The sequence below is a fragment of the Comamonas sp. DB36 genome, assembly GCF_057914905.1.
Window position 1 is genome coordinate 2182004 of record NZ_CP196631.1, and the last position, 21832, is coordinate 2203835.

The 21832-nt window shown below is 64.8% G+C and carries 19 protein-coding genes and 2 pseudogenes; 16 read left to right on the forward strand and 5 right to left on the reverse strand.

The window, feature by feature from the left end; all coding sequences use genetic code 11:
• Positions 1-44: 44 nt before the first annotated feature.
• Complete coding sequence (locus tag ACSVDO_RS10080; RefSeq protein ID WP_332536694.1) at positions 45-1019, reverse strand: threo-3-hydroxy-L-aspartate ammonia-lyase; 975 nt, start codon at positions 1017-1019, stop codon at positions 45-47.
• A gap of 548 nt (positions 1020-1567) precedes the next feature.
• Between ACSVDO_RS10080 and ACSVDO_RS10085 the strand changes: the two genes are divergently transcribed.
• Both ACSVDO_RS10085 and ACSVDO_RS10090 read left to right on the forward strand, forming a co-directional pair.
• Positions 1568-2356, forward strand: coding sequence for a c-type cytochrome (locus tag ACSVDO_RS10085; protein ID WP_489596246.1), 789 nt, complete (start codon positions 1568-1570; stop codon positions 2354-2356).
• A gap of 81 nt (positions 2357-2437) precedes the next feature.
• Positions 2438-4225 carry a pyrroloquinoline quinone-dependent dehydrogenase gene (locus ACSVDO_RS10090; RefSeq protein ID WP_332536690.1) on the forward strand — a complete coding sequence of 596 codons (1788 nt, stop codon included), beginning with the start codon at positions 2438-2440 and terminating at the stop codon, positions 4223-4225.
• Positions 4226-4308: 83 nt separating this feature from the next.
• Here ACSVDO_RS10090 and ACSVDO_RS10095 read toward each other — a convergent pair whose 3' ends face one another.
• Entirely contained in the window at positions 4309-5172 is an 864-nt protein-coding gene (locus ACSVDO_RS10095; RefSeq protein ID WP_489596248.1) for an enoyl-CoA hydratase-related protein, read from the reverse strand.
• Between the two features lie 61 nt (positions 5173-5233).
• Positions 5234-6745, reverse strand: coding sequence for a helicase HerA-like domain-containing protein (locus ACSVDO_RS10100; protein WP_489596249.1), 1512 nt, complete (start codon positions 6743-6745; stop codon positions 5234-5236).
• 79 nt (positions 6746-6824) lie between these two features.
• Between ACSVDO_RS10100 and ACSVDO_RS10105 the strand changes: the two genes are divergently transcribed.
• The 5 genes from ACSVDO_RS10105 to rlmH all read left to right on the forward strand — a co-directional run bounded on the left by ACSVDO_RS10105 (position 6825) and on the right by rlmH (position 11328).
• A complete protein-coding gene (locus tag ACSVDO_RS10105) occupies positions 6825-7544 on the forward strand; it encodes a YebC/PmpR family DNA-binding transcriptional regulator (protein ID WP_332536686.1) in 720 nt (239 codons plus the stop codon).
• Positions 7541-8824 carry a phosphoribosylamine--glycine ligase gene (gene purD / locus ACSVDO_RS10110; protein ID WP_332536685.1) on the forward strand — a complete coding sequence of 428 codons (1284 nt, stop codon included), beginning with the start codon at positions 7541-7543 and terminating at the stop codon, positions 8822-8824. Before ACSVDO_RS10105 ends, purD begins: the two co-directional genes overlap by 4 nt.
• A 1-nt stretch (position 8825) precedes the next feature.
• On the forward strand, positions 8826-9794 hold the full coding sequence (hemF, locus tag ACSVDO_RS10115; protein ID WP_489596251.1) for an oxygen-dependent coproporphyrinogen oxidase: 969 nt from the start codon (positions 8826-8828) through the stop codon (positions 9792-9794).
• A gap of 219 nt (positions 9795-10013) precedes the next feature.
• On the forward strand, positions 10014-10847 hold the full coding sequence (gene rsfS / locus ACSVDO_RS10120; RefSeq protein WP_332536681.1) for a ribosome silencing factor: 834 nt from the start codon (positions 10014-10016) through the stop codon (positions 10845-10847).
• A 13-nt stretch (positions 10848-10860) separates the two neighbouring features.
• Entirely contained in the window at positions 10861-11328 is a 468-nt protein-coding gene (gene rlmH, locus ACSVDO_RS10125) for a 23S rRNA (pseudouridine(1915)-N(3))-methyltransferase RlmH (RefSeq protein ID WP_332536679.1), read from the forward strand.
• 161 nt (positions 11329-11489) lie between these two features.
• On the opposite strand, the gene ACSVDO_RS10130 is transcribed toward rlmH, so the two are convergent.
• Complete coding sequence (locus tag ACSVDO_RS10130; RefSeq protein ID WP_489596254.1) at positions 11490-12224, reverse strand: GntR family transcriptional regulator; 735 nt, start codon at positions 12222-12224, stop codon at positions 11490-11492.
• 125 nt (positions 12225-12349) lie between these two features.
• Between ACSVDO_RS10130 and pcaB the strand changes: the two genes are divergently transcribed.
• From pcaB to rng, 8 genes and pseudogenes are all read left to right on the forward strand, one after another.
• Positions 12350-13717 carry a 3-carboxy-cis,cis-muconate cycloisomerase gene (gene pcaB, locus ACSVDO_RS10135; protein WP_489596255.1) on the forward strand — a complete coding sequence of 456 codons (1368 nt, stop codon included), beginning with the start codon at positions 12350-12352 and terminating at the stop codon, positions 13715-13717.
• A 24-nt stretch (positions 13718-13741) separates the two neighbouring features.
• Entirely contained in the window at positions 13742-14719 is a 978-nt protein-coding gene (locus ACSVDO_RS10140; RefSeq protein WP_332536673.1) for a tripartite tricarboxylate transporter substrate-binding protein, read from the forward strand.
• An 8-nt stretch (positions 14720-14727) separates the two neighbouring features.
• Positions 14728-16224 (forward strand): fumarate hydratase, encoded by a 1497-nt coding sequence (locus ACSVDO_RS10145; protein WP_489596257.1) that lies wholly within the window; start codon positions 14728-14730, stop codon positions 16222-16224.
• Positions 16225-16319: 95 nt separating this feature from the next.
• Positions 16320-16409: pseudogene (locus ACSVDO_RS10150) on the forward strand (septum formation inhibitor Maf); the annotation flags it as partial.
• A 22-nt stretch (positions 16410-16431) separates the two neighbouring features.
• Positions 16432-16542, forward strand: a pseudogene (locus tag ACSVDO_RS10155) (23S rRNA (pseudouridine(1915)-N(3))-methyltransferase RlmH); the annotation flags it as partial.
• A 278-nt stretch (positions 16543-16820) separates the two neighbouring features.
• A complete protein-coding gene (locus ACSVDO_RS10160) occupies positions 16821-18179 on the forward strand; it encodes an alanine/glycine:cation symporter family protein (RefSeq protein ID WP_489596259.1) in 1359 nt (452 codons plus the stop codon).
• 95 nt (positions 18180-18274) lie between these two features.
• Complete coding sequence (locus ACSVDO_RS10165) at positions 18275-18889, forward strand: Maf family protein (protein WP_332536670.1); 615 nt, start codon at positions 18275-18277, stop codon at positions 18887-18889.
• A gap of 22 nt (positions 18890-18911) precedes the next feature.
• A complete protein-coding gene (gene rng / locus ACSVDO_RS10170; RefSeq protein WP_332536721.1) occupies positions 18912-20402 on the forward strand; it encodes a ribonuclease G in 1491 nt (496 codons plus the stop codon).
• A gap of 33 nt (positions 20403-20435) precedes the next feature.
• On the opposite strand, the gene ACSVDO_RS10175 is transcribed toward rng, so the two are convergent.
• Positions 20436-20864, reverse strand: a complete 429-nt coding sequence (locus tag ACSVDO_RS10175; RefSeq protein WP_489596261.1) for a hypothetical protein — start codon at positions 20862-20864, stop codon at positions 20436-20438.
• Between the two features lie 447 nt (positions 20865-21311).
• Between ACSVDO_RS10175 and ACSVDO_RS10180 the strand changes: the two genes are divergently transcribed.
• Positions 21312-21779 carry a DUF3592 domain-containing protein gene (locus ACSVDO_RS10180; protein WP_489596262.1) on the forward strand — a complete coding sequence of 156 codons (468 nt, stop codon included), beginning with the start codon at positions 21312-21314 and terminating at the stop codon, positions 21777-21779.
• Positions 21780-21832 lie beyond the last annotated feature (53 nt).

A 21832-nucleotide genomic window follows, 5' to 3' on the forward strand; every position in this document is an offset into this window, starting at 1 on the left:
GGAGGGCCTGCAGACCAGGTCCGCAGGCCGGTGGCGGCCAGACATCAATCCGCCAGAAAACGGGCGTAGCGATCGAGGTCCACGTTGCCGCCGCTGATGATGACGCCGACACGGGCTCCCGAGAGCTCGATGCCGCCATGCAGGGCCCCGGCATAGGCCAGGGCACCCGTGGGCTCGACCACGATTTTCATACGTTCGGCGAAAAAGCGCAGCGCCTGAACCAATTGCTCGTCTGAAACGGTAAGAATGTCTTCGACCGCGGGCTGGATCAGTGCAAAGGTGATATCGCCCAGGGACTGGGATTGTGCGCCATCGGCGATGGTCTTGGGCGTGGGAATGCGCACCAGCGCGCCGCTGCGCAGCGATTGCTGGCCGTCGTTGCCGGTTTCGGGCTCCACGCCGTAGACCTTGCACTGCGGCGCGAGCTGCTGCGCTGCCAGCAGGCTGCCCGACAGCAGGCCGCCGCCGCCCAGGCACACAAACAGATAGTCGAGGTCGGGAACTTCCTCGAACAGTTCCTTGGCCGCCGTTCCCTGTCCGGCAATCACGTCGGCGTGATCGAACGGCGGAATCAGTGTCATGCCGCGCTGCTGGGCAAGCTGGGCGCTGATGGCTTCGCGGTCCTCGGTGAAGCGGTTGTAGGTCACTACCTGGGCGCCGTATTCGCGCGTCGCGGCCATCTTCGCGGCCGGCGCGTCCTCTGGCATGACGATCACGGCCGGCATTTCCAGCAGCCGCGCCGACAGCGCGATCGCCTGCGCATGGTTGCCCGAGGAAAAGGCCAGCACGCCGCCCTTGCGCTGGGCATCCGTGAACTGCGACAGCGCGTTGTAGGCGCCGCGGAACTTGAAGGCTCCCATGCGCTGCATGTTCTCGCACTTGAAGAACAGCTGCGCACCCAGCAGCGCGTCGGCCGTGCGCGAGCGCTTGACCGGCGTGCGGTGGGCGATGCCCTCCAGCCGCTGGGCGGCTGCTGATACATCTGCGTAACTGGGAAGAGAGGTGGCAGTAGAGGGCATGGGAGGCTTTGCAGGACGTTGGAATATGCAGCCCATCATAGCGAGCCGCCAGCCCTGCGCGAGGCATCGCCACTGCTGAATATCAGCGTAGCGCAGCCGTGCCGCCCACGGCCCAAGGACAGCCGCCTGCCATCAACGGGTGATCAAAACGCGAAATATGTTCCCTTTGAAGTCGGTTTCATGTGTAAAAAATAGTAACTATTCTTGTATTTCAGGAATTTCACAAATTTCTGAAATTTTAGCAAACTCCTGCAAAGAAAGAAGATAAGAATGAATCTTATTTACATTTCAATGTTTTTTATGGGGGTATAGGGTCAATTGGTCGACCCTGTCCGGAAGATCGCCGCTGTTGCGGGCATTACGGAGGTAAAAAGCGGCCGCTGACGCTGGTTGAAAGCCGAAGTGCGGATGCAATCTTTGCTTTGATTGATCCATGTCAAGTCAATAAGGGTGAGGCCTTATTGCATTGTGTGTCTTTTTCTATGCGGAAATTTTGTGCAACGATTCGCGAACTTTTGTAGTTCAACCACGAAAAGAGCACAACAATCATGTACGTGAAGACCCTGGTGGCAGCCCTGTCGGCTGCTGCGTTCATGGCTCCTGTCAGCCTGCTGGCACAGCCCACAAACAATTTCACACTGATCCAAGGCAAGACCCAGTCGCTGGGCAAGTTGGTTGCCGCAGCCAACGGCCAGACGGCTTACACGCTGCTGACCGACTCGCAAAAGAGCGAAGAAAAAGCCGCAGCCCTGGCTGCCTGCGACAAGGCCTGCCAATCGCAGTTCACGCCCCTGAAGGCATTGAGCGCCAAGCCCCAGGGCTGGTTGCTGGCCCAGGGCCTGGTCGGCGCCGTCAAGCGCGCCGACGGCACGCTGCAAGCCACGTTCAACGGCCTGCCGCTGTACACCTTTGCCGGCGACAAGGCCGCGGGCGAGGTGAACGGCCAGGGCTTTAACAAGGTGGCCTATGCGGTCACCACCGTGGGCAAGATCAATACTTCCGCCCCCAAGGTTGCACAAGCTGCGGCCGCCGTGAAGACGGTCGCTGCCGTGGATGCCGCCCAGTTCGAACTGGGCAAGGACAAGTACGCCGCGACCTGCGCCGGCTGCCACGGCCCGAACGGCGAAGGTGCGTTTGGCGCGCCTTTGAAGGGCAACAAGATGATAGGCAACGACGAAGCCTTCATCAAGCAGATCCTGGTCGGCAGCGGCGACATGCCCAGCTTCGCCCCCATGCTGGCCGACGCCGACGTGGCGGCCATCGCCACCTTCGCGCGCAATGCCTGGGGCAACAAGCTCGGCGGCATCACCGTGGACCAAGTCAAGAAACTGCGCTGAGCCCCGATTCCCGCAGCGCCGGCCCCGGCCCGCGCGCGGGATGCCTCACGCCTTTCCCCCTATTTGACGGAATTTGCATTCATGAATTTCAAGACCCTTGCCCTGGCTGCTGCGATCAGCGCCACTTTCGTGCCCGCAGCGTTTGCTGACATGGCCGCCTACCGTCCCGTGACGGACGCCAACGTGCTCAACCCCGAAGCCGGTGAATGGCTGATGTGGCGCCGCACGGTCGACAACCAGGCCTACAGCCCGCTCGAGCAGGTCAACACCAAGAACGTGGGCGAACTGCGCATGGAATGGTCGTGGTCGCTGCCCGTGGGCGGCCTGACCGAGGTCGCTCCGCTGGTGCGCGACGGCGTGATGTTTGTCGGCATGAACCGCGCTGTGGTGCAGGCCCTGGACGCGACCAACGGCGACCTGATCTGGGAATACAAGCACAAGAACCCCGAGTGGACCGGCGGCTACCACGCCAGCCAGGCCGATCGCCAGCGCAACAACATCGTGCTGTACAAGGACAAGGTCTACCTGACCACGCCCGACGCCAAGATCGTCGCGCTGGACGCCAAGACCGGCAAGTCGCTGTGGGAAAGCCAGGCGGCCGACTGGAAGAAGGGCTTCAGCTACACCGCGGGCGCGATGGTCGTCAACGGCCTGATCTACACCGGCATGTCGGGCTGCTCGATTGCCGACACCGGCGGCGGCTGCTTCATCATGGCCCACGACGCCGAGACCGGCAAGGAAGTCTGGCGCGTCAACACGCTGTCCGACCTGACGCGCAAGGAAGTGGAAGCTTCGTGGAACGGCATTCCTCCCGAAAACCGCTACGGCGGCTCGGCCTGGATCACCGGCGCCTATGACGCCAAGCGCGACACCCTGTTCTGGGGCGTGGGCATGCCCATTCCGTGGGCCGAATCCGTGCGCGGCACGACCGGCGGCGCGACGCTGTACACCAACTCGACGCTGGCCATCGATGCCAAGACCGGCAAGGTCAAGTGGTACTACCAGCATCTGGGCCGTGACGACTGGGATCTGGACAGCGTGTTCGAACGCGTGCTGGTCGAGTCGGAAATCGCTCCCGAAGCCAAGGAAGTGCGCTACATGAGCGCCAAGGTCAAGCCGGGCAAGAAGTACGACGTGATCGTCACCGTTCCCGGCAAGTACGGCACGGCTTTCGTGCTGGAGCGCGATTCGGGCGACCTGCTGTGGGCGCGTGACACCGCCTACCAGAACGTGGTCAAGGGCTTCACCAAGGATGGCAAGTCCATCCCCAACGCCGACCTGATCTCCAAGACCATAGACCAGACCGTGCACGTCTGCGGCGGCCGTTCGCTGGGCAAGCTGTGGCAAGCCGGCGCGTACAGCCCCAAGACCAACTCGTTCTACTTCCCCATGGCCGAATCGTGCCGTGACCTGACGCCCAATCCAGGTGAATACGTCACCGGCGGCGCGCTGGGCTTCCAGAAGTCGGGCCCTGCCCAGGCAGCTCCCGGCGAGACCAACACCGGCCGTTTCTACGCGTTCAACGTGAAGACCGGCAAGATGGAATGGGTCAAGAAGCAGGCCGCGCTGTTCACCTCCTCGGCGCTGACCACGGCCGGCGACCTGGTGTTCGTGGGCGACAGCATGCGCAACTTCACGGCGTTCGAGCAGGCCTCGGGCAAGCTGCTGTGGAACAGCAAGCTCAACACTTCGGTGTCGGGCAACCCCATGACCTACAGCGTCAACGGCAAGCAGTACATCGCCATCACCACCGGCCCGCACGCCCAGACGCCTACGGCCGTGGCAGTGAACCCCGAACTGAAGAACGTCAACGACAGCGGTCACTCGCTGTTCGTGTTTGCGCTGCCTGACGCCAAGCCCGCCAAGTAATCCATCCCTGGATGGCGCGCGCAGGTCGCAAGACCTGGCGCCGACAAACCCCGCCCGCAGCGATGTCGGCGGGGTTTTTTCTTTCAGCGGGGATCAGCGAACGCGTGCAAGGGCGCAAGCGGCGGAAATTCTGGCGCGCGCTTTTCCTGGCGCGCCTGCACCGCTTCGCTCACATGGCGGTTGCTCCAGATGCCCGACTGCAGCCAGCCCATCTGGCGCAGGCTGTCTTCCACGCTGTGGTCGCGCGCGTAGTCCAGCGCCTGCTTGGTGCCCCAGATGGCAATCGGCGGCTTGGCGGCAATTTCATGGGCGCAGGCCAGCGCGGCTTCAAGCAGCGCCTCGGGCGTGTCATACAGCGCGTTGACCAGGCCATGGACCAGCGCCTGCTCGGCGGGCAGGCGCCGGCCGGTATAGGCCATCTCCTTGACGATGCCCATGGGAATGAGCTTGGGCAGGCGCTGCAGCGTGCCCAGGTCGGCCACCATGCCGATGTTGATTTCCTGGATGCAGAAGAACGCGTCGCGCGTCGCGTAGCGGATGCAGGCCGTGCTGACCAGGTCGACCGCGCCACCTATGCAGCCGCCCTGGATGGCGCAGACCACCGGCATGCGCAGCCGTTCTATGCGGTTGAACGTGGCAAGCATGTCGGCCAGCGTGTCGCTGAGCGCGGCCCGGCCTTCGGGCGTGCGGTCCTGCGGCGCGAAGCCCGGGTCGGCAAAGGTCTCCAGCGCCATGCCTGCGCTGAAGTGCTTGCCGGTGCTGCTGATGACCAGCGCGCGCGCTTCGCCCGCGTTGTGCAGCTGCTGCAGCACGCCGTCGAGCTCGCGCCAGAACAGCGGGTGCATGGTGTTGAGCTTGTCGGGCTGGTTGAGCTGCAGGTGCGCGACGGCGCCATGCCAGGTCAGCGCAAAGCAGTGCAGCGAGGGGGAGGCGTTGGTTGCGGTCATGGCCTCACTGTAGGGGCGCGCGGGGAGGGCGCGCGTCACTCCGGTGACGCGGCCCGGGCGCTCAGCGCTTGCCGCCGCCCATGATGCTGCCGAGCACGCCGCGCAGGATCTGCTTGCCCAGCGAGTTGCCCATGGTGCGCATGGTGGACTTGGCCATGGTCTGCACCAGTCCGTCGCGCTTGCCGCCGCGCGGTCCGGTGCTGCCGAACAGCAGGTCGTTCAAGCCGCCCATCATTCCCGAATCCTGGGCCTGGCCCGCGGGCGCCGCGCCGCCGCCGGCCGCGGGCGTGGCCTGGGCCGTGCGCTGCTTGAGGATCTCATAGGCCGATTCGCGGTCCTCGGTCTTCTCGTAGACGCCGGCGACCAGCGACGACTGCTGCAGCGCCTGGCGCTGGGCGCTGGTGATCGGGCCGATCTGGCTGCCCGGCGGAATCACGTAGACGCGCTCGGTGATGCCGGGCCGGCCTTTTTCGTCGAGGAAACTGATCAGCGCTTCGCCCACGGCCAGCTCGGTGATCGCAGTCTCTATGTCCAGGCCCGGGTTCTGGCGCATGGTGGTGGCCGTGGCCTTGACGGCTTTCTGGTCGCGCGGGGTGAACGCGCGCAGCGCGTGCTGCACGCGGTTGCCCAACTGGGCCAGCACGCTGTCGGGAATGTCCAGCGGGTTTTGCGTGACGAAATACACGCCCACGCCCTTGGAGCGCACCAGGCGCACGACCAGCTCGATGCGCTCGAGCAGCACCTTGGGCGCGTCGTTGAACAGCAGGTGGGCCTCGTCGAAGAAGAACACCAGCTTGGGCTTTTCGGGGTCGCCGATCTCGGGCAGCTGCTCGAACAGCTCGGACAGCATCCACAGCAGGAAAGTCGAGTACAGCCGCGGCGCGTTCATCAGTTTGTCGGCCGACAGGATGTTGATCACGCCCTGGCCGCCGGCATCGGTCTGCATCAGGTCCTGGATGTTGAGCATGGGCTCGCCAAAGAACTTGTCGCCGCCCTGGCTCTCGATCTGCAGCAGCCCGCGCTGGATCGCGCCCACGCTCGCGGCGCTGATGTTGCCGTATTCTGTGGTGAATTGCTTGGCGTTGTCGCCCACATGCTGCAACATGGCGCGCAAATCCTTGAGATCGAGCAGCAGCAGGCCGTTGTCGTCGGCAATCTTGAACACCAGGTTGAGAACGCCCATCTGCGTCTCGTTGAGCGCCAGCATGCGGCCCAGCAGCAGCGGACCCATGTCGGACACCGTGGCGCGCACCGGGTGGCCCTGCTCGCCAAACACATCCCACAGCGTGGTCGGGCAGGCGAGCGGCGTGGGCAGGGCAATGCCGCGCTCCTTGAGCGCGGCCGCGAGCTTGTCGCCGATACTTCCCGTCTGGCTGATGCCCGCGAGGTCGCCCTTGACGTCGGCGAGGAACACCGGCACGCCGATCTGGGAGAAACTTTCGGCGAGTTTTTGCAGCGTCACGGTCTTGCCGGTGCCCGTGGCGCCGGTGATCAGGCCGTGGCGATTCGCCAGGCCGGGCAGCAGCGCGCATTCTGTGGCAGAGTGCTGTGCGATCAAGAGTGGTGGGGCCATAACGAGGTTCCTCTGGAAATGCGTGCCGTCAAAAGTAAAATCGCCACCAGTAGATTAAATCAATACCAAAGGAATTCCTGTGGCAGGACACAGCAAATGGGCAAATATCCAGCACCGCAAGGGTCGCCAGGATGAGAAACGGGGCCGCATCTGGACCCGTATCATTCGGGAAATCATGGTGGCCGCACGCACGGGCGGCGGCGACCTGGATGCCAACCCCCGGCTGCGCCTCGCGGTGGAGAAAGCCAAGGCAGCCAATATGCCGGCTGACAACATCAAGCGCAACATCGACAAGGCCACGGGCAACCTCGAAGGCGTGAACTACGAGGAAATCCGATACGAAGGCTACGGTATTGGTGGAGCGGCGATCATTGTCGACACCATGACCGACAACCGCGTGCGCACGGTGGCCGATGTGCGCCACGCATTCAGCAAATATGGTGGCAACATGGGCACGGAAGGCTCGGTGGCCTTCCAGTTCAAGCACTGCGGACAAATCATTTTTGCACCGGGCACTTCGGAAGACCGCGTCATGGAACTGGCGCTCGAAGCCGGTGCCGAGGATGTGGTCACCGACGAGGAGGGCGCCATCGAGGTGCTGACCTCGCCCGCCGACTTTGAAGCCGTACGCAACGCACTGGAAGCCGCGGGCCTCAAGCCCGAAGTGGCGGAAGTGACCATGCGCCCTGAAAACACCATCGCCCTCGAAGGCGATGACGCGACCCGCATGCAAAAGCTGCTGGACATGATCGAAGACCTGGACGACGTTCAAGACGTTTACCACAACGCAGACTTATGAAAATTCTTGTGATTGGCGGCGGAGGCCGTGAGCACGCTTTGGCGTGGAAATTGGCGCAATCGCCCAAGTCGACCAAGGTGTTTGTTGCACCCGGCAACGGTGGCACGGCATTGGCGGGCGGCAAGCTCGAAAACCTGGCCCTGACCGATGTCGTGGCGCTGCGCGAATGGGCGCAGGCCGAAAAGATCGGCCTGACCGTGGTCGGCCCCGAAGCGCCGCTGGCGGCCGGCGTGGTCGACGAATTCCGTGCCCACGGGCTCAAGGTGTTCGGCCCGACCAAGGCCGCGGCGCAGCTTGAAAGCTCCAAGGCCTTCTCCAAGGCCTTCATGGCGCGCCATGGCATTCCCACGGCGGCCTACGAAACGTTCAGCGACCCGGCGCTGGCCCATGCCTACATCGACCGACTGGGCGCGCCCATCGTCGTCAAGGCCGACGGCCTGGCCGCCGGCAAGGGTGTGGTCGTGGCGCTTACGGCACAGGAAGCACATGACGCCGTCGACTTCATGCTGGTCGACAACAAGTACGGCGTGAGCCACAACGACGGCGGCGCACGCGTGGTGATCGAGGAATTCCTCGAAGGCGAGGAAGCGAGCTTCATCGTGCTGTGCGACGGCAAGAACGTGCTGGCGCTGGCCACCAGCCAGGACCACAAGCGCCTCAAGGACGGCGACGAAGGCCCGAACACCGGCGGCATGGGCGCTTACTCGCCCGCGCCCGTGGTCACGGCCGACGTGCATGCCCGGGCGATGCGCGAAATCATCCTGCCGACGATACGCGGCATGGAGCGCGACGGCATTCCGTTCACGGGCTTCCTCTACGCCGGTCTGATGATCGATCCCACGGGCCATGTGAAAACGCTGGAATTCAACTGCCGCATGGGCGACCCCGAAACCCAGCCGATCATGATGCGCCTCAAGAGCGATCTGGTCGACGTGATGGCCGCAGCGGTCGATGGCAAGCTCGACCAGGTCGAACTCGAATGGGATCGCCGTACCGCGCTGGGCGTGGTGATGGCCGCCCATGGTTATCCCGAAGCGCCGCGAAAGGGCGACGTGATCACCGGTCTGCCCGCGGAAACCGATGACGCCATGGTCTTCCATGCCGGCACGGCGCTGGTTAACGGTCAGCCCCAGGTCACAGGCGGACGCGTGCTGTGCGTGACCGCGCTGGCCGACAGCGTCAAGCAGGCCCAGGTGCGCGTGTATGACGTGGCGCGCAGCATCCATTTCGATGGCATGCAGTACCGCCGCGACATCGGCTTTCGCGCCATCAAGAGCTGAGATGCAGCCGGTGGAATCAATCAGCGCAACGCCTGCAAGCGTCGACAACGTGCGCGCCTACCTGACGGGGCTGCAGGATGCGATCTGCAGCGCCCTCGAAGCCGTTGAAAGCGGCGCCGGGGGCGAGGGCGCGGGCGCTGGCCGTTTCCTGGCCGATGCCTGGGCCAAGGGGCCGGAGGAGCGTCTGCAGGGCGAAGGCATCACGCGCATCATGGAAGGCGGCCTGGTGTTCGAGCGCGCGGGCTGCGGCTTCTCGCATGTGCGCGGCGCGCAGCTGCCGCCCTCGGCCACGCAGCACCGGCCCGAGCTGGCCGGCGCGCCGTTCGAGGCCATGGGCGTGTCGCTGGTGTTCCACCCGCGCAACCCCTATGTGCCCACGGTGCACATGAACGTGCGCATGATTTCGGCCGGTCATCCGGGCCAGGCGCCCACACGCTGGTTCGGTGGCGGGCTCGACCTGACGCCGGTCTATGGCTTCGAGCAGGACGCGGTGGATTTCCACCGCGGCTGTCGCGATGCGCTGGCGCCGTTCGGCGCCGATCTCTACCCGCGTTTCAAGACCTGGTGCGACGAGTATTTCTATCTCAAGCACCGGGACGAGCAGCGCGGCGTGGGCGGAATCTTCTTTGACGATTTCTGCGAGCTGCCGCCCGAACAGAGCTTTGCCATGCTGCGTTCGGTGGGCGACAGTCTGCTCAAGGCCTACCTGCCCATCGTCGCGCGCCGCCAGGACACACCCTATGGCGAGCGCGAGGTGGCGTTCCAGCGCTATCGGCGTGGCCGCTATGTCGAGTTCAACCTGGTCTGGGACCGGGGCACGCATTTCGGCCTGCAGTCGGGCGGGCGCACGGAATCCATCCTGCTGTCCATGCCGCCGCATGCCTGCTGGAGCTACCAGCGCGAGGACGCCCAGGGCTCGCCCGAAGCGGCCTTGACGCGTGAATTCCTCGTGCGGCGCGACTGGCTTTGAGCCTGCAGGCCCGCCGTTCTGACGGGCTTGATGTGCGCGCAGCGGGGTTATGCTGCAAAAAACTATAATTTCGATAGCTGACCGCGCAGATGCGGCACGCATATCATTCCAATAACAAAGCAACAGCCCGGTCTGCGGTACACCGCGGGGGGGCAAGCCGCAGAAGGCATTGAGCCCGGATGCGCGCTATATTGAACAACCTTTTCTATACATCGCCTGATGACCACCACCCCCAAAACGGAAACCGCCGCCAAAAAAGACGTCACCAAGCTCCAGCGCGCCATCGTCGATGGCCTGGAGGATGTCAAGGCGCAAGACATCCAGGTCTTCAATACCGAACACCTGTCGCCCCTGTTTGAACGCGTGATCGTGGCATCGGGCACGTCGAACCGCCAGACCAAGGCGCTCGCGGCCAGCGTGCGCGACGCCGTCAAGGAAGCCGGCTTCGACAAGCCGCGCATGGAAGGCGAAGAAAACGGCGAATGGATCATTGTCGACTGCGGCTCGGCCGTGGCGCACATCATGCAGCCCGCTATCCGCCAGTACTACCGCCTGGAAGAGATCTGGGGCGACAAGCCCGTGCGCCTGAAGCTCGGCGCCGCCAAGCCCGCGCCTTCGGCCGCCAATGTGCTGGCCGACAAGAAGGCCGCGCAAAAGGCCGCCAAGTCGGATGCCAAGGCAGCCCCCAAGTCCAAGGCCAAGGCCGCAGACAGCGCCAAGCCCGCAGCCAAGAAGACTGCGGCCAAGCCGGCAGCCGCCAAGAAGCCCGCCGCCGGTAAGCCGGCCTCCAAGACCGTGGCCAAGGGCCTGGCAGCTCCGGCCGCCAGCGCCAAGACCGCAGCCAAGACGGCAGCCAACGCCGTGGCCAAGGAAGCCGCCCAGACCGCAGCCAAGAGCGCGGCCAAGGCTGCAGCCAAGCCCGCTGCCGTCAAGAAGCCCGCTGCCAAGAAGGTCGCCGCCAAGGTCCAGACCGTCGTGGTCAAGCCTTCGGTGCCGCGCACTGCCAAGCCCGCGGCGCCTGCCGCCAAGCGCGCTCCCCGCAAGGCTTCCTGATCGGGCCTGAAGGATGAGGCTTTTGATCGTGGCCGTGGGCCTGCGCGTGCCCGATTGGGCGCAGACGGCTTACGACGATTACGCCAAGCGCTTTCCACCGGAGTTGAAGGTGGAGCTCAAGGCGGTCAAGACCGAGCCGCGCGGCTCCAAGACGCTGGAGACGCTGTACGCCGCCGAGCGCGAGCGCATCGAGGCGGCCATTCCGCGCGGCATGCGCATCGTGGTGCTCGACGAGCGCGGCACGACCCTCACGACCAAGGCCCTGGCCCAGCGTCTGCAGGGCTGGCAGCTCGAAGGCGACGATGTGGCGCTGGTGATAGGCGGGCCCGACGGGCTTGATCCGGCGTTTCGCCAGGCCGCGCACGAGCGCATACGCCTGTCCGACCTGACGCTGCCGCACGCCATGGTGCGCGTGCTGCTCATCGAGCAGCTGTACCGCGCCTGGTCGGTGAATGCAGGTCATCCTTACCATCGCGAGTAAGGGACGGTGGCGCGAGCTGGCGCCTCTTTAGACCCATGAACGGCCTGTACTCATCACTTGAGTACGGGCCGTTCATCCTTCGACGGGCTCAGGACGAACGGGGGGATGAGGCCCGCTGTTTCTTGTTGATTCATTGCGAGACTTAGGCTCGCTGGCCTCGCTCAATCCTTGCTCCGACTCATTTCCATGGAGAACGTGAACCGATTCGCCGGGTGGAATGAACGCGAGATCTCCAGCAATTCCCCGGCCTGATCGTAATAGCGCCGCGTGATGCGCAGCGCGGGCGAGCCGCTTTCCGTTTTGAGTTCCGCCGCCATGTCCGCGGGCAGCAAAATGGCCTGCACGTCCTGGCGTATGCGCGCGATCGCGCGGCCGTAGCGTTCTTCGATGAGGCTGCTGATCAGCGTTTGTGGCGAGGCGCGTACCAGCTGGGCGATGTCGGCGAAAGCGGCGTCCACATAGACGTCGGTCCAGCAGATGGGCAGGGCATTGGCCTGGCTGCTGTCGAGCCGCAGGCTCGAGATGCGCAGCCAGCGCGTGCCGCCCGGGCAGTCGAGCTCCTTGGCCAGAGCGAGGTCGGCGACCAGCTCCTGCGACGACTTGACGGTGCGCACATGGCGCGCGCCGAACTGCGCGAGCTCGTCCACGGTGGCGATCGACTGCGTGAAGCCCATCGCGGGGCGCGCCGATTCGACGCGCGTGCCCACGTTCTTCTTGCGCGAAATCAGTCCCTGCTCCTGCAGCTCGTCGAGCGCCTTGCGCACCGCGTAACGGCTCAGGCCGTACTGCTCGCACAGTTCCAGTTCGGTGGGCAGCAGGCTGCCCACGGGATGCACCCCCGAAGTAATGGCGTCCGTCAGCTCGCGGCAGAGGTCTGTCTGTGTGCTTTTCTTCATCGCTTGGATTGTGTCCCGAATCAGGGTTTTCACTGTGAAGTCAATTGTTCGAACATATCTACACTTCGATATGTACGAACATAACTATATGTTCGATTTTATTCAACATATTGGATTGCACTCCCATGCGCAACGGCTCATCTTCCAGCACTGTCATCGATTCCATCCTGTTTCGCGATGCGTTCGGCACGCCCGCGATGCGCGAAGTCTTCTCCGATCGCGGTCTCATCGCGCGTTACATCGAAGTCGAAGTCGCACTGGCCCAGGCCCAGGCCCGCTGCGGCGTGATCCCGCAAGACGCGGCGCAGACGATTGCGCGCGCGTCGTGCATAGAGAAGATCGATTTCGATCATATGCGCCAGGAGACCGACATCGTCGGTTATCCGATCCTGCCCCTGGTGCACCAGCTGGTGGAGATGTGCGGCGACGCCGGCCGCTATGTGCACTGGGGCGCGACGACCCAGGACATCATGGATACCGCCAACGTGCTGCAGGTGCGCGCCGCGCTGGATATCGTGGAAGCCGACATTCGCGCGCTGCGCGCCATCCTGGCCGATCTGGCGAAGAAGCACCGCGACACGCCCATGGCCGGGCGCACGCACCTGCAGCAGGCGCTGCCCGTGACCTTCGGCTACAAAGTCGCGATCTGGCTGGCGATGTTCGATCGCCATCAGCAGCGCCTGGCCGAGCTGCGTGCGCGCGTGCAGTGTGTGAGCTTCGCGGGCGCCGCGGGCACGCTCGCTTCGCTGGGCGACAAGGGCTTCGAAGTGCAAAAAGCCCTGGCCGAGGAACTGGGCCTGCAGGTTCCCGTGACCACCTGGCATGTGGCGCGCGACGGTTTCGCCGAGGCCGTGAATCTGCTGGCTCTGGTCACGGGCTCGCTGGGCAAGATTGCGCTCGACATCATGATCATGGCTTCTACGGAATTCGGCGAAGTCTACGAACCGTTCGTCAAGGGCCGCGGCGCCAGTAGCACCATGCCGCAAAAGCGCAATCCTATCTCCAGCGAGCTGATGCTGGCCGCGGCCAAGGGCGTGCGCCAGCATGCGGGCCTGATGGTCGACGCGATGATCCAGGACTTCGAGCGCGCGACCGGCCCCTGGCACGCCGAGTGGATTGCGATTCCGGAGAGCTTCATCCTGACCGCGGGCGCATTGCACCAGGCCAGGTTCGCGCTCGGCGGGCTGATCGTCGACGCCGCACAGATGCGCCGCAATCTGGGCATCAGCCGGGGCCTGATCGTCGCCGAGGCCGTGATGATGGGTCTGGCCCCGGCCATGGGCCGCCAGCAGGCGCATGACGTGGTCTACGACGCCTGCCGCAGCGTCAACGAATCCGGCGGCACGCTGGCCGAGGCGCTGGCCGCGCTGCCCGTGGTCACCGAGCATTTCGATCGCGCCGCGATCGAGCACCTGACCGACCCCGTGAACTACCTGGGGCTGGCGCCGCAAATGGTCGACCGTGCGCTGGAAGCATCGACCAAGACCCTCTGATTCCGAAATCCAAGGAGACAAAAAATGAAGCTGCTCAAGACTTCCGGCGCTGTGGCCCTGCTGCTCGCATCCCAGATCGCCGCGGCCCAGGCCTGGCCCAGCAAGACCATGACCTGGATCGTGCCCTTTGCCGCGGGCGGTCCCACCGATGCGATGGCGCGCGACATCGCCGACAAGGTGTCGCGCCAGGTCGGCCAGACCATCGTCATCGAGAACGTCGCCGGCGCGGGCGGTACCATAGGCGCGACCAAGGCATCGCGCTCGCCGGCCGACGGCTATACCTTCCTGGTCGGCCACATGGGCTACATGGGTGCGGGCCCGGCGCTGTACAAGAAGCTCAGCTACGACCCGGTCAGGAGCTTCGAGCCCGTGTTCCGCTTTCCCGATACCCCGCTGGTGATGCTGGTCGGCAAGAACTCGCCCTACAAGAGCGCCGACGACTTCGTCGCCGCGGCCAAGGCCAAGCCCTTGGCGCTGAACTTCAGCAATGCGGGCGTGGGCTCGACTTCGCATCTCATCGCCGCGCTGTTCGCGTCACGCGCCGGCATCGAAGTCACGCAGATTGCCTACAAGGGCGCGGGCCCGGCGATCAACGATCTGATCGGCGGCCAGGTCGATGCCATGTTTGACCAAAGCAACACCGCCTTGCCGCAAGTGCAGGGTGGGCGCCTGAACGCGATCGCGCTGACTTCGCTCACGCCCATGGCCAGGCAATATCCGGGCGTCAAGCCGCTGGCCGAGAAAACGATTCCCGGCTTCGAGGCCGCGACTTGGTACGGCCTGTACGCGCCCAAGGGCACGCCGCGCGACGTGGTCGAGAAGATGCACCAGGCCTATCTCAAGGCGCTGGGGGACAAGGCATGGACCGAGCGCATGACAAGCCAGGGCATCAAGCTGCTGCCCGATGCGCAATACGCGCCTGATGCATTCGGCAAGTTCACGGCCGCCGAAGTGCTGCGCTGGAACGAGGTCGTCGCGGCGGCGAAGATACAGCTCGACTGAGCGCGCCCATGGTCCGCATCGCACAGGAAGATCTGGTCGAAAGCCTGGCCCGGGCTTTCCAGTATGTGAGCCACCACCATCCGGCTGACTATGTGCAGGCGCTGCGCCGCGCGCAGGCGCGCGAGACGCATGCGCCCGCGCGCGCCGCGATCGAGCAGTTGCTGGTCAACAGCCGGCTCGCGGCTCTGGGCCGGCGGCCCCTTTGCCAGGACACGGGCGTGGGCCAGGTGTTCGTGCGTCTGGGCTGCGGCGTGCAGTTCTATCGCCACGACGGCGCGCCGCCCCTTTGCTTGCAGGAAATCGCCAACGAAGGCGTGCGCCGCGGCTACACCGACCCGGTCAATCCGCTGCGCGCGACCATGGTGTCCGACCCGCTGGGACTGCGGCGCAATACGCGCGACAACACGCCCGCCGTCGTGCAGTGCGAGATCGTCGCAGGCGATGTGCTCGAAGTGCTGGTCGTCGCCAAGGGCGGCGGCGGCGATGTGAAGACGCGGTTCGCGACGCTCGAGCCCAGCGACAGCGTTGCCGACTGGGTGATTGCGCAGTTGCCAGGTATGGGCGCGGGCTGGTGCCCGCCGGGAACGCTGGGCATAGGCATAGGCGGCACGCCCGAACAGGCTATGCTGCTGGCCAAGCTGTCGCTGTTCGATGCGATCGACATCGATCTGCTGCAGGCGCGCGGCGCGCAGGGCGCCGAGCAAGCGCTGCGCCTCGAAGTCTTCGAGCGCGCGAACGCGCTGGGCATAGGCGCGCAAGGCCTGGGCGGGTCGTCGGCCGTGCTGGATGTGAAGCTGCGCACCGCCCCCTGCCATGCGGCCACCATTCCTGTGGCCTTGATTCCGAATTGCACGGCCGCGCGCTATGTGCGCTTCACGCTCGACGGCAGCGGCCCGGCCGAGCTGGCCGAGCCGCCCGCAAGCCTGTGGGACGGCATCGCCGAGCGCTTCGACATGCCTGGCGCGGTGCGCGTCGATCTGGACCAGCTCGACAAGGCCCAGGTGAGCCAATGGAAGACCGGGCAGACGCTGCTGCTGTCCGGCTCCGTGCTGACTGCGCGCGACGCCGCGCACAAGCGTCTGGTTGACCTGATGGCGCGCGGCCAGCCGCTGCCGGTGGACCTGCGTGGTCGCACCATCTACTACGTGGGCCCGGTCGATGCCGTGGGCGAAGAAGCCGTGGGCCCCGCGGGGCCGACCACGGCCACGCGCATGGACCGCTTCGTCGAGCCGCTGATGGCCGGCACCGGACTGCTGGCGATGATAGGCAAGGCCGAACGCGGCAAGGATGCGATCGCGGCGATCGCGCGCCACGGCGGCGTGTACCTGAGCGCGACGGGCGGCGCGGCCTATCTGCTGGCCCGATCGATACGCGCGGCACGGGTCGTGGCGTTTGCCGACCTGGGCATGGAAGCGATCCATGAGTTCGTGCTGCATGACTTCCCGGTCACGGTGGCGGTGGACAGCCAGGGGCGGACGATCCACCTTTTTGGCAAGGCCGTCTGAGGCGCAAAGGCTGTCGCGCGCTTTGCCCGGAGCGCACGGAATCGGTCGGACGATGGGAGACCACTGCGGCAAGGGCTGCTGTCAGGCCGCAAGGCGTTGGCCGCCATGCGCGCCGTTGCCTGGCACCCGCGCCGATTCTCTGCTCCGACACCACCGTCGCGCTGGGCGCGCAGCGCCTGGGCAAGTCCGGCGCCTGTGGCATCCTGTATCCGCCTGTCCGACCTGACGCTGCCGCACGCCATGGTGCGCGTGCTGCTCATCGAGCAGCTGTACCGCGCCTGGTCGGTGAATGCAGGTCATTCTTACCACAGGGAATGATTGCGGGTCCGGATCGATGAAGCAGCCTCAGGGCTGCTTTTTTTTGCTCCGCCCCGGATGAGCACGAGTCCGCGGCTGCAGGTCCCGCCACTACAGGGCCGCAGTGAGCGATGCAAGGCGCGACCGGGTGGTGAGATTCAGCCGGTAAATGCAATTGAATATTGCTCTGCTGCGGGGTCAGGGCCGCGCGGCACCTGTTAGATTGCGGTATCGCAAGGCGCTGTGCGTGCGGCCCGGAAGGCGCGCGCCGAAAATCTACATAACTATCGAGAGAATCCATGGAATTGCTGAATCAGTTCTTCACGTCATTGAACGGCATCGTATGGGGTGTGCCCATGATCGTGCTGATCCTGGGCACCGGCTTTTATCTGCAGATTCGCCTGGGATTCATGCCTCTGCGCAATATCGTCCATGGCTTTCGCATGATCTGGCGCAGCCGGCGTATCGAAGACAAGGCCGATGGCGACATCTCGCCCTATGCGGCGCTGATGACGGCGCTGTCGGCGACGGTGGGCACGGGAAATATCGCCGGCGTGGCCACGGCCATCGCGGTGGGCGGCCCGGGGGCGCTGTTCTGGATGTGGATGACCGCGTTGCTGGGCATGGCCACCAAGTACGGTGAAGTCGTCGTCGCGGTGAAGTACCGCGAGCAGAATGCCAAGGGCCAGTGGGTCGGCGGCCCGATGTACGCAATCAAGAACGGCCTGGGGCGTCACTGGCGCTGGATGGGTACGCTGTTCGCCATCTTCGGCGGCTTTGCCGGCTTCGGCATAGGCTCCATGGTGCAGGCCAACGGCATTGCCTCGGCCATGCACAGCGCCTTCGGCCTGGAAAACTGGGTCACCGGCCTGGCATTGGCGCTGCTGGTGGGCGCGGTCGTGCTGGGCGGGATCACGCGCATCGGCGCGGTCGCCGAAAAGCTGGTGCCGGCGATGTGCGTGCTCTACATCGCCTGCGTGCTGTGTGTGCTGTGGGTTTTTGCCGACCGTATCCCCAGCGCCTTCGCGCTGATCTTTGCCCAGGCCTTCAATCCTACGGCGGCCACGGGCGGTTTCCTGGGTTCGACCGTGCTGATGGCCTTGCGCATGGGAGTGGCGCGCGGCATCTTCTCCAACGAAGCCGGCCTGGGCACCGCCGGCATCGCCCAGGCCGCGGGAGCGACCAAGGACCCGGTGTTCTCGGGCCTGGTGGGCATGATGGGCACCTTCATCGACACCATCATCGTCTGCACCATGACCGGCCTGGCCATTGTCGTCAGCGGTGTCTGGAACTCGGGCGCGACCGGCGCGGTGCTGTCGACCCAGAGTTTCGAGGCGGCACTGCCCGGCATTGGCAAGTATTTGCTGGCGCTGTCGCTGGCGGTGTTTGCCTTCACCACCATCCTGGGCTGGGCCTATTACGGCGAGAAGTGCTGGACCTACCTGGTCGGCCCGATCTGCGAAAAGCCTTTTCGCATCCTGTGGACCGTGGCTGCGTATTTCGGCGCCGTGGCGACCCTGGACTTCGCCTGGCTGGTGGCGGACACGCTCAACGCGCTGATGGCGATTCCCAATCTGATCTCGCTGCTGCTGCTTTCGCCGGTGATCGTGCAGCTCACGCGCGAGTACTTTGCCCGGCGCGACGGCGCAGCGCGATAGGCGGCTTGCGAGGCCGTCGAGCGCGCGTGGTACTATCTTTTTCATAGCCTGCGACGCTTGAATTTAAAGGGTTGCAGCAGTTTTTACCGTCTGCCATGTCTGATTTCCTCTACCTCGCCTCGCAAAGTCCCCGCCGCCGTCAATTGCTCGAGCAAATCGGCGTGCGCCACGAATTGCTGCTGCCCAACGCCGCCGGCGATGTCGCAGAAGATGCCGAAGCCATCGAGCTGGCGCTGGCCGCCGAAGCGCCACGCGACTACGTGCAGCGCGTGACCGGACTCAAGCTCGACGCAGCCGTGGCCCGCCATGCGCGCCGCGGCCTGGCGCCCGCGCCCATCCTGTGTTCCGATACCACGGTGGCGCTGGGTGCGCAGATCCTGGGCAAGCCCGAAGATGAGGCTGATGCCGCGCGCATTCTTTCGCTGCTCTGCGGCCAGGAGCATGAAGTGCTCACGGCCGTGGCGCTGCAGTCCGGCCCGCAGCGTTTCACGGCGCTTTCAGTTTCTGTCGTGCGCTTCGCGGCCATGACGCCCGCGCAGATCGCGGCCTATGTCGCCACGGGCGAGCCCATGGGCAAGGCCGGCGCCTATGGCATACAGGGCGCGGCCGCGGTGCATGTCGCCCACCTCGCGGGCAGCTATACCGGCATCATGGGGCTGCCCCTGTTCGAAACCGCCCAGCTGCTGCGCCAGGCCGGCTGGTCCCTTTGAGTTGGATAGGCAAGCAATGAACATGCAACAGGACATTCTGATCAACTGGTCGCCCCAGGAGACCCGCGTCGCCATCGTCGAAAGCGGGGCGGTGCAGGAGCTGCACATGGAGCGCCCGCTCGAGCGCGGCCTGGTGGGCAATGTCTATCTGGGCAAGGTGGCGCGCGTGCTGCCGGGAATGCAGTCGGCCTTCATCGACATCGGCCTGGAGCGCGCGGCTTTCCTGCATGTGGCCGACGTCTGGCAGCGCCAGGAAAACGGCGAGGCGCCGATGTTCGCGCGCAAGGACCTGCCGGTCAAACCGATTGAAAAGCAGATCTTCGAGGGCCAGGCCATCCTGGTCCAGGTCATCAAGGACCCGATCGGCACCAAGGGCGCGCGGCTGTCGACCCAGGTCAGCATCGCAGGGCGGCTGCTGGTGTTCCTGCCCCAGGACGACCATGTGGGCGTGTCGCAGAAGATTCCGCCTGCCGAACGCGACGCGCTGCGCGCCCGGCTGCAGGGCCTGGTGGGCGAGAAGGCCACGGGCGGCGGTGGCGGTTTCATCCTGCGCACCAACGGCGAGGATTCGAGCGACCAGGAGCTGTCGGAAGACATTGCCTACCTGCGCAAGACCTGGGCGCGCATCAAGCAGTCATCGGTGCAACTGCCGCCGGGCTCGCTGCTGCACCAGGATCTGAATCTGCTGCAGCGCGTGCTGCGCGATCTGGTGGGCGAGCAGACGCAGACCATTCGCATCGACTCGCGCGAGCAGTTTGCGGCCTTACAGGCTTTCGGGCTGGAATTCATGCCCGCGGCCGTGCCCAAGCTGCAGCTGTACAAGGGCGAGCGGCCGATTTTCGACCTCTACTCGATTGACGAGGAAATCGCCAAGGCGCTGGGCCGGCGCGTGGACCTCAAGTCGGGCGGCTACCTGATCGTCGACCAGACCGAAGCCCTGACGACGATCGATGTCAACACCGGCGGTTTCGTCGGCGCGCGCAATTTCGACGACACCATTTTCAAGACCAATCTCGAGGCCGCCCAGGCGATCGCGCGCCAGCTACGCCTGCGCAATCTGGGCGGCATCGTGATCGCCGACTTCATCGACATGGTGCGCGAAGAGCACCAGCTGTCGGTGCTCGCCGAGTTCCGCAAGCAGCTGGGCCGCGACCGCGTCAAGACCATGATGTCGGGCGGCTTCTCGCAGCTGGGCCTGGTCGAGATGACGCGCAAGCGCACGCGCGAATCGCTGGCCCACATGCTGTGCGAACCCTGCCCGGTGTGCACCGGCAAGGGCATAGTCAAGACCGCGCGCAGCGTCTGCTATGACGTGCTGCGCGAAATCCTGCGCGAGGCGCGCCAGTTCAATCCGCAGGAATTCCGCGTGATTGCCTCGCGCCAGGTCGTCGACCTGTTTCTCGACGAGGAAAGCCCGCATCTGGCAAGCCTCTCGGACTTCATCGGCAAGCCGATTTCGCTGCAGGCGGAAAATGCCATGGGCCAGGAGCAGTACGACATCGTGCTGCTGTGACCCTAGGGCAGAGGGTCGCCGCGCCGCGCGAAATCACTGCGATACGTTAATCTGCGTATGTTCCGGTGCGCTTTCGGGGTGGGAGGGGTCAGGGTGCTTGGGACTGCTCATGGAAAAGAAGACGTAGGTCGACTTGCCATGGGCCGTGTATTTGAAGGCCTTGGCGTGAAAGATTCTGGCTTGTGCACCCACCATGTCCTCGGAGCCGTCCTCCGAGAACCACTGCGCGATTTGTTGTGGCGTCATATCGAATCGCGGATCGTGTGGCCGCGGCCGGGCGAAGGGGGCGAGGGCGGTCCCGTCTTCCGCAAACTCGTCAAAGCCATAGCTGTAGCCGTTGGCGTCTAGGCCCCAGACGCCTCTTTGATCCAGGCAGTTGTGCATGTCTTCATAAACCCTGCCGAACAGTTCAGTGTGGGGCACCTCCACTAGGTCGCTGGAGACGAAAACATATTTGCTCACTATCGAGTCACTGCGAAACTCCCCTGACCCACCATCTTTCGGCTGCCGGCACGCTGCCAGTACCGCCCGCGTCGACGCCAGCGCCGGCGGCGGACGGCGAGCCGCCCCCCCCCGCCGTAAGTCGCCGGTCCCCATGCCAACGCCACCCCTGCGACAGTCAGCAAGCATGAGTTTTGGCGTATGGCGCCCATGATCTGCCTCGGTTGAAAGCGCCGAAACTGGCAAATCAACTATGGCTTTTGTTGGGCTCGGGCCAAGGCGGCAAGGGGCTTATTTCCAAGCCAGAAAAACCTTATCATCCGGATCGCGTGCCGGTTGGCTGGCAAGCGCAAGGGGGGGCGGGGCGTGCAGCCCGATGCAGCGCGCATTTCGGTCCGCCCGGCATGGTGTGGCATTCGCGGGGCACCGAAACAAAGCAGCGAAACTGTGACTGACTATCTTCAGCTGATGTTCGATCTGACACTGCGCAAGCAGCCTCAGGGCATTCATTTCTGGTTTACGGTTTACGTGGTGTTCGTGCTTTTGGGCACCTTGCTGCATGCGCTGCGCGTGCGCCGCTGGCCTGGCACCGAAGGCCGTTTGCTGCGCTTGGGAACGCGCCAGTTCGGCGCCACCGAGCTTCACCCCGCCAATCAGCAATTCGTGCCCGATGCGCTCTATGAGTACCAAGTGAGCGGGCAGGTCTATCAAGGTCGAGAAATCTCGATCTGGAAGATGTCCGCGTCTGGTGTGCTCAAAGGCGCGGCAGGAGTGCTGCCGCGGCGGGTCAAGGCGGATGCCCGCGGCGCGGTCCGTGTTTTTTACCATCCCGGCAAGCCGTACCGGAGCCTGCTGTTGCGACCGGGATGGGTGAGCTTGTCGAGTTTGTGCGCGGCCATAGCCATCGTGATCGCTGGCTACATTGGCCGTTGGTGAGTGCCATGCCGCGCGCTGCACCGGGCGCCGCATCAGACCTGCAGCGGCGCCGG

Bases quoted from the DNA above. Each gene is read 5' to 3' on its own strand.
- ACSVDO_RS10145 (WP_489596257.1), top strand. From the start codon at position 14,728: ATGGTCCGCATCGCACAGGAAGATCTGGTCGAAAGCCTGGCCCGGGCT.
- hemF (WP_489596251.1), top strand. From the start codon at position 8,826: ATGCAGCCGGTGGAATCAATCAGCGCAACGCCTGCAAGCGTCGACAAC.
- ACSVDO_RS10160 (WP_489596259.1), top strand. From the start codon at position 16,821: ATGGAATTGCTGAATCAGTTCTTCACGTCATTGAACGGCATCGTATGG.
- ACSVDO_RS10095 (WP_489596248.1), bottom strand. From the start codon at position 5,172: ATGACCGCAACCAACGCCTCCCCCTCGCTGCACTGCTTTGCGCTGACC.
- purD (WP_332536685.1), top strand. From the start codon at position 7,541: ATGAAAATTCTTGTGATTGGCGGCGGAGGCCGTGAGCACGCTTTGGCG.
- ACSVDO_RS10085 (WP_489596246.1), top strand. From the start codon at position 1,568: ATGTACGTGAAGACCCTGGTGGCAGCCCTGTCGGCTGCTGCGTTCATG.
- ACSVDO_RS10130 (WP_489596254.1), bottom strand. From the start codon at position 12,224: ATGAAGAAAAGCACACAGACAGACCTCTGCCGCGAGCTGACGGACGCC.
- rsfS (WP_332536681.1), top strand. From the start codon at position 10,014: ATGACCACCACCCCCAAAACGGAAACCGCCGCCAAAAAAGACGTCACC.
- rng (WP_332536721.1), top strand. From the start codon at position 18,912: ATGCAACAGGACATTCTGATCAACTGGTCGCCCCAGGAGACCCGCGTC.
- ACSVDO_RS10100 (WP_489596249.1), bottom strand. From the start codon at position 6,745: ATGGCCCCACCACTCTTGATCGCACAGCACTCTGCCACAGAATGCGCG.
- ACSVDO_RS10140 (WP_332536673.1), top strand. From the start codon at position 13,742: ATGAAGCTGCTCAAGACTTCCGGCGCTGTGGCCCTGCTGCTCGCATCC.
- ACSVDO_RS10090 (WP_332536690.1), top strand. From the start codon at position 2,438: ATGAATTTCAAGACCCTTGCCCTGGCTGCTGCGATCAGCGCCACTTTC.
- pcaB (WP_489596255.1), top strand. From the start codon at position 12,350: ATGCGCAACGGCTCATCTTCCAGCACTGTCATCGATTCCATCCTGTTT.
- rlmH (WP_332536679.1), top strand. From the start codon at position 10,861: ATGAGGCTTTTGATCGTGGCCGTGGGCCTGCGCGTGCCCGATTGGGCG.
- ACSVDO_RS10080 (WP_332536694.1), bottom strand. From the start codon at position 1,019: ATGCCCTCTACTGCCACCTCTCTTCCCAGTTACGCAGATGTATCAGCA.
- ACSVDO_RS10165 (WP_332536670.1), top strand. From the start codon at position 18,275: ATGTCTGATTTCCTCTACCTCGCCTCGCAAAGTCCCCGCCGCCGTCAA.
- ACSVDO_RS10180 (WP_489596262.1), top strand. From the start codon at position 21,312: ATGTTCGATCTGACACTGCGCAAGCAGCCTCAGGGCATTCATTTCTGG.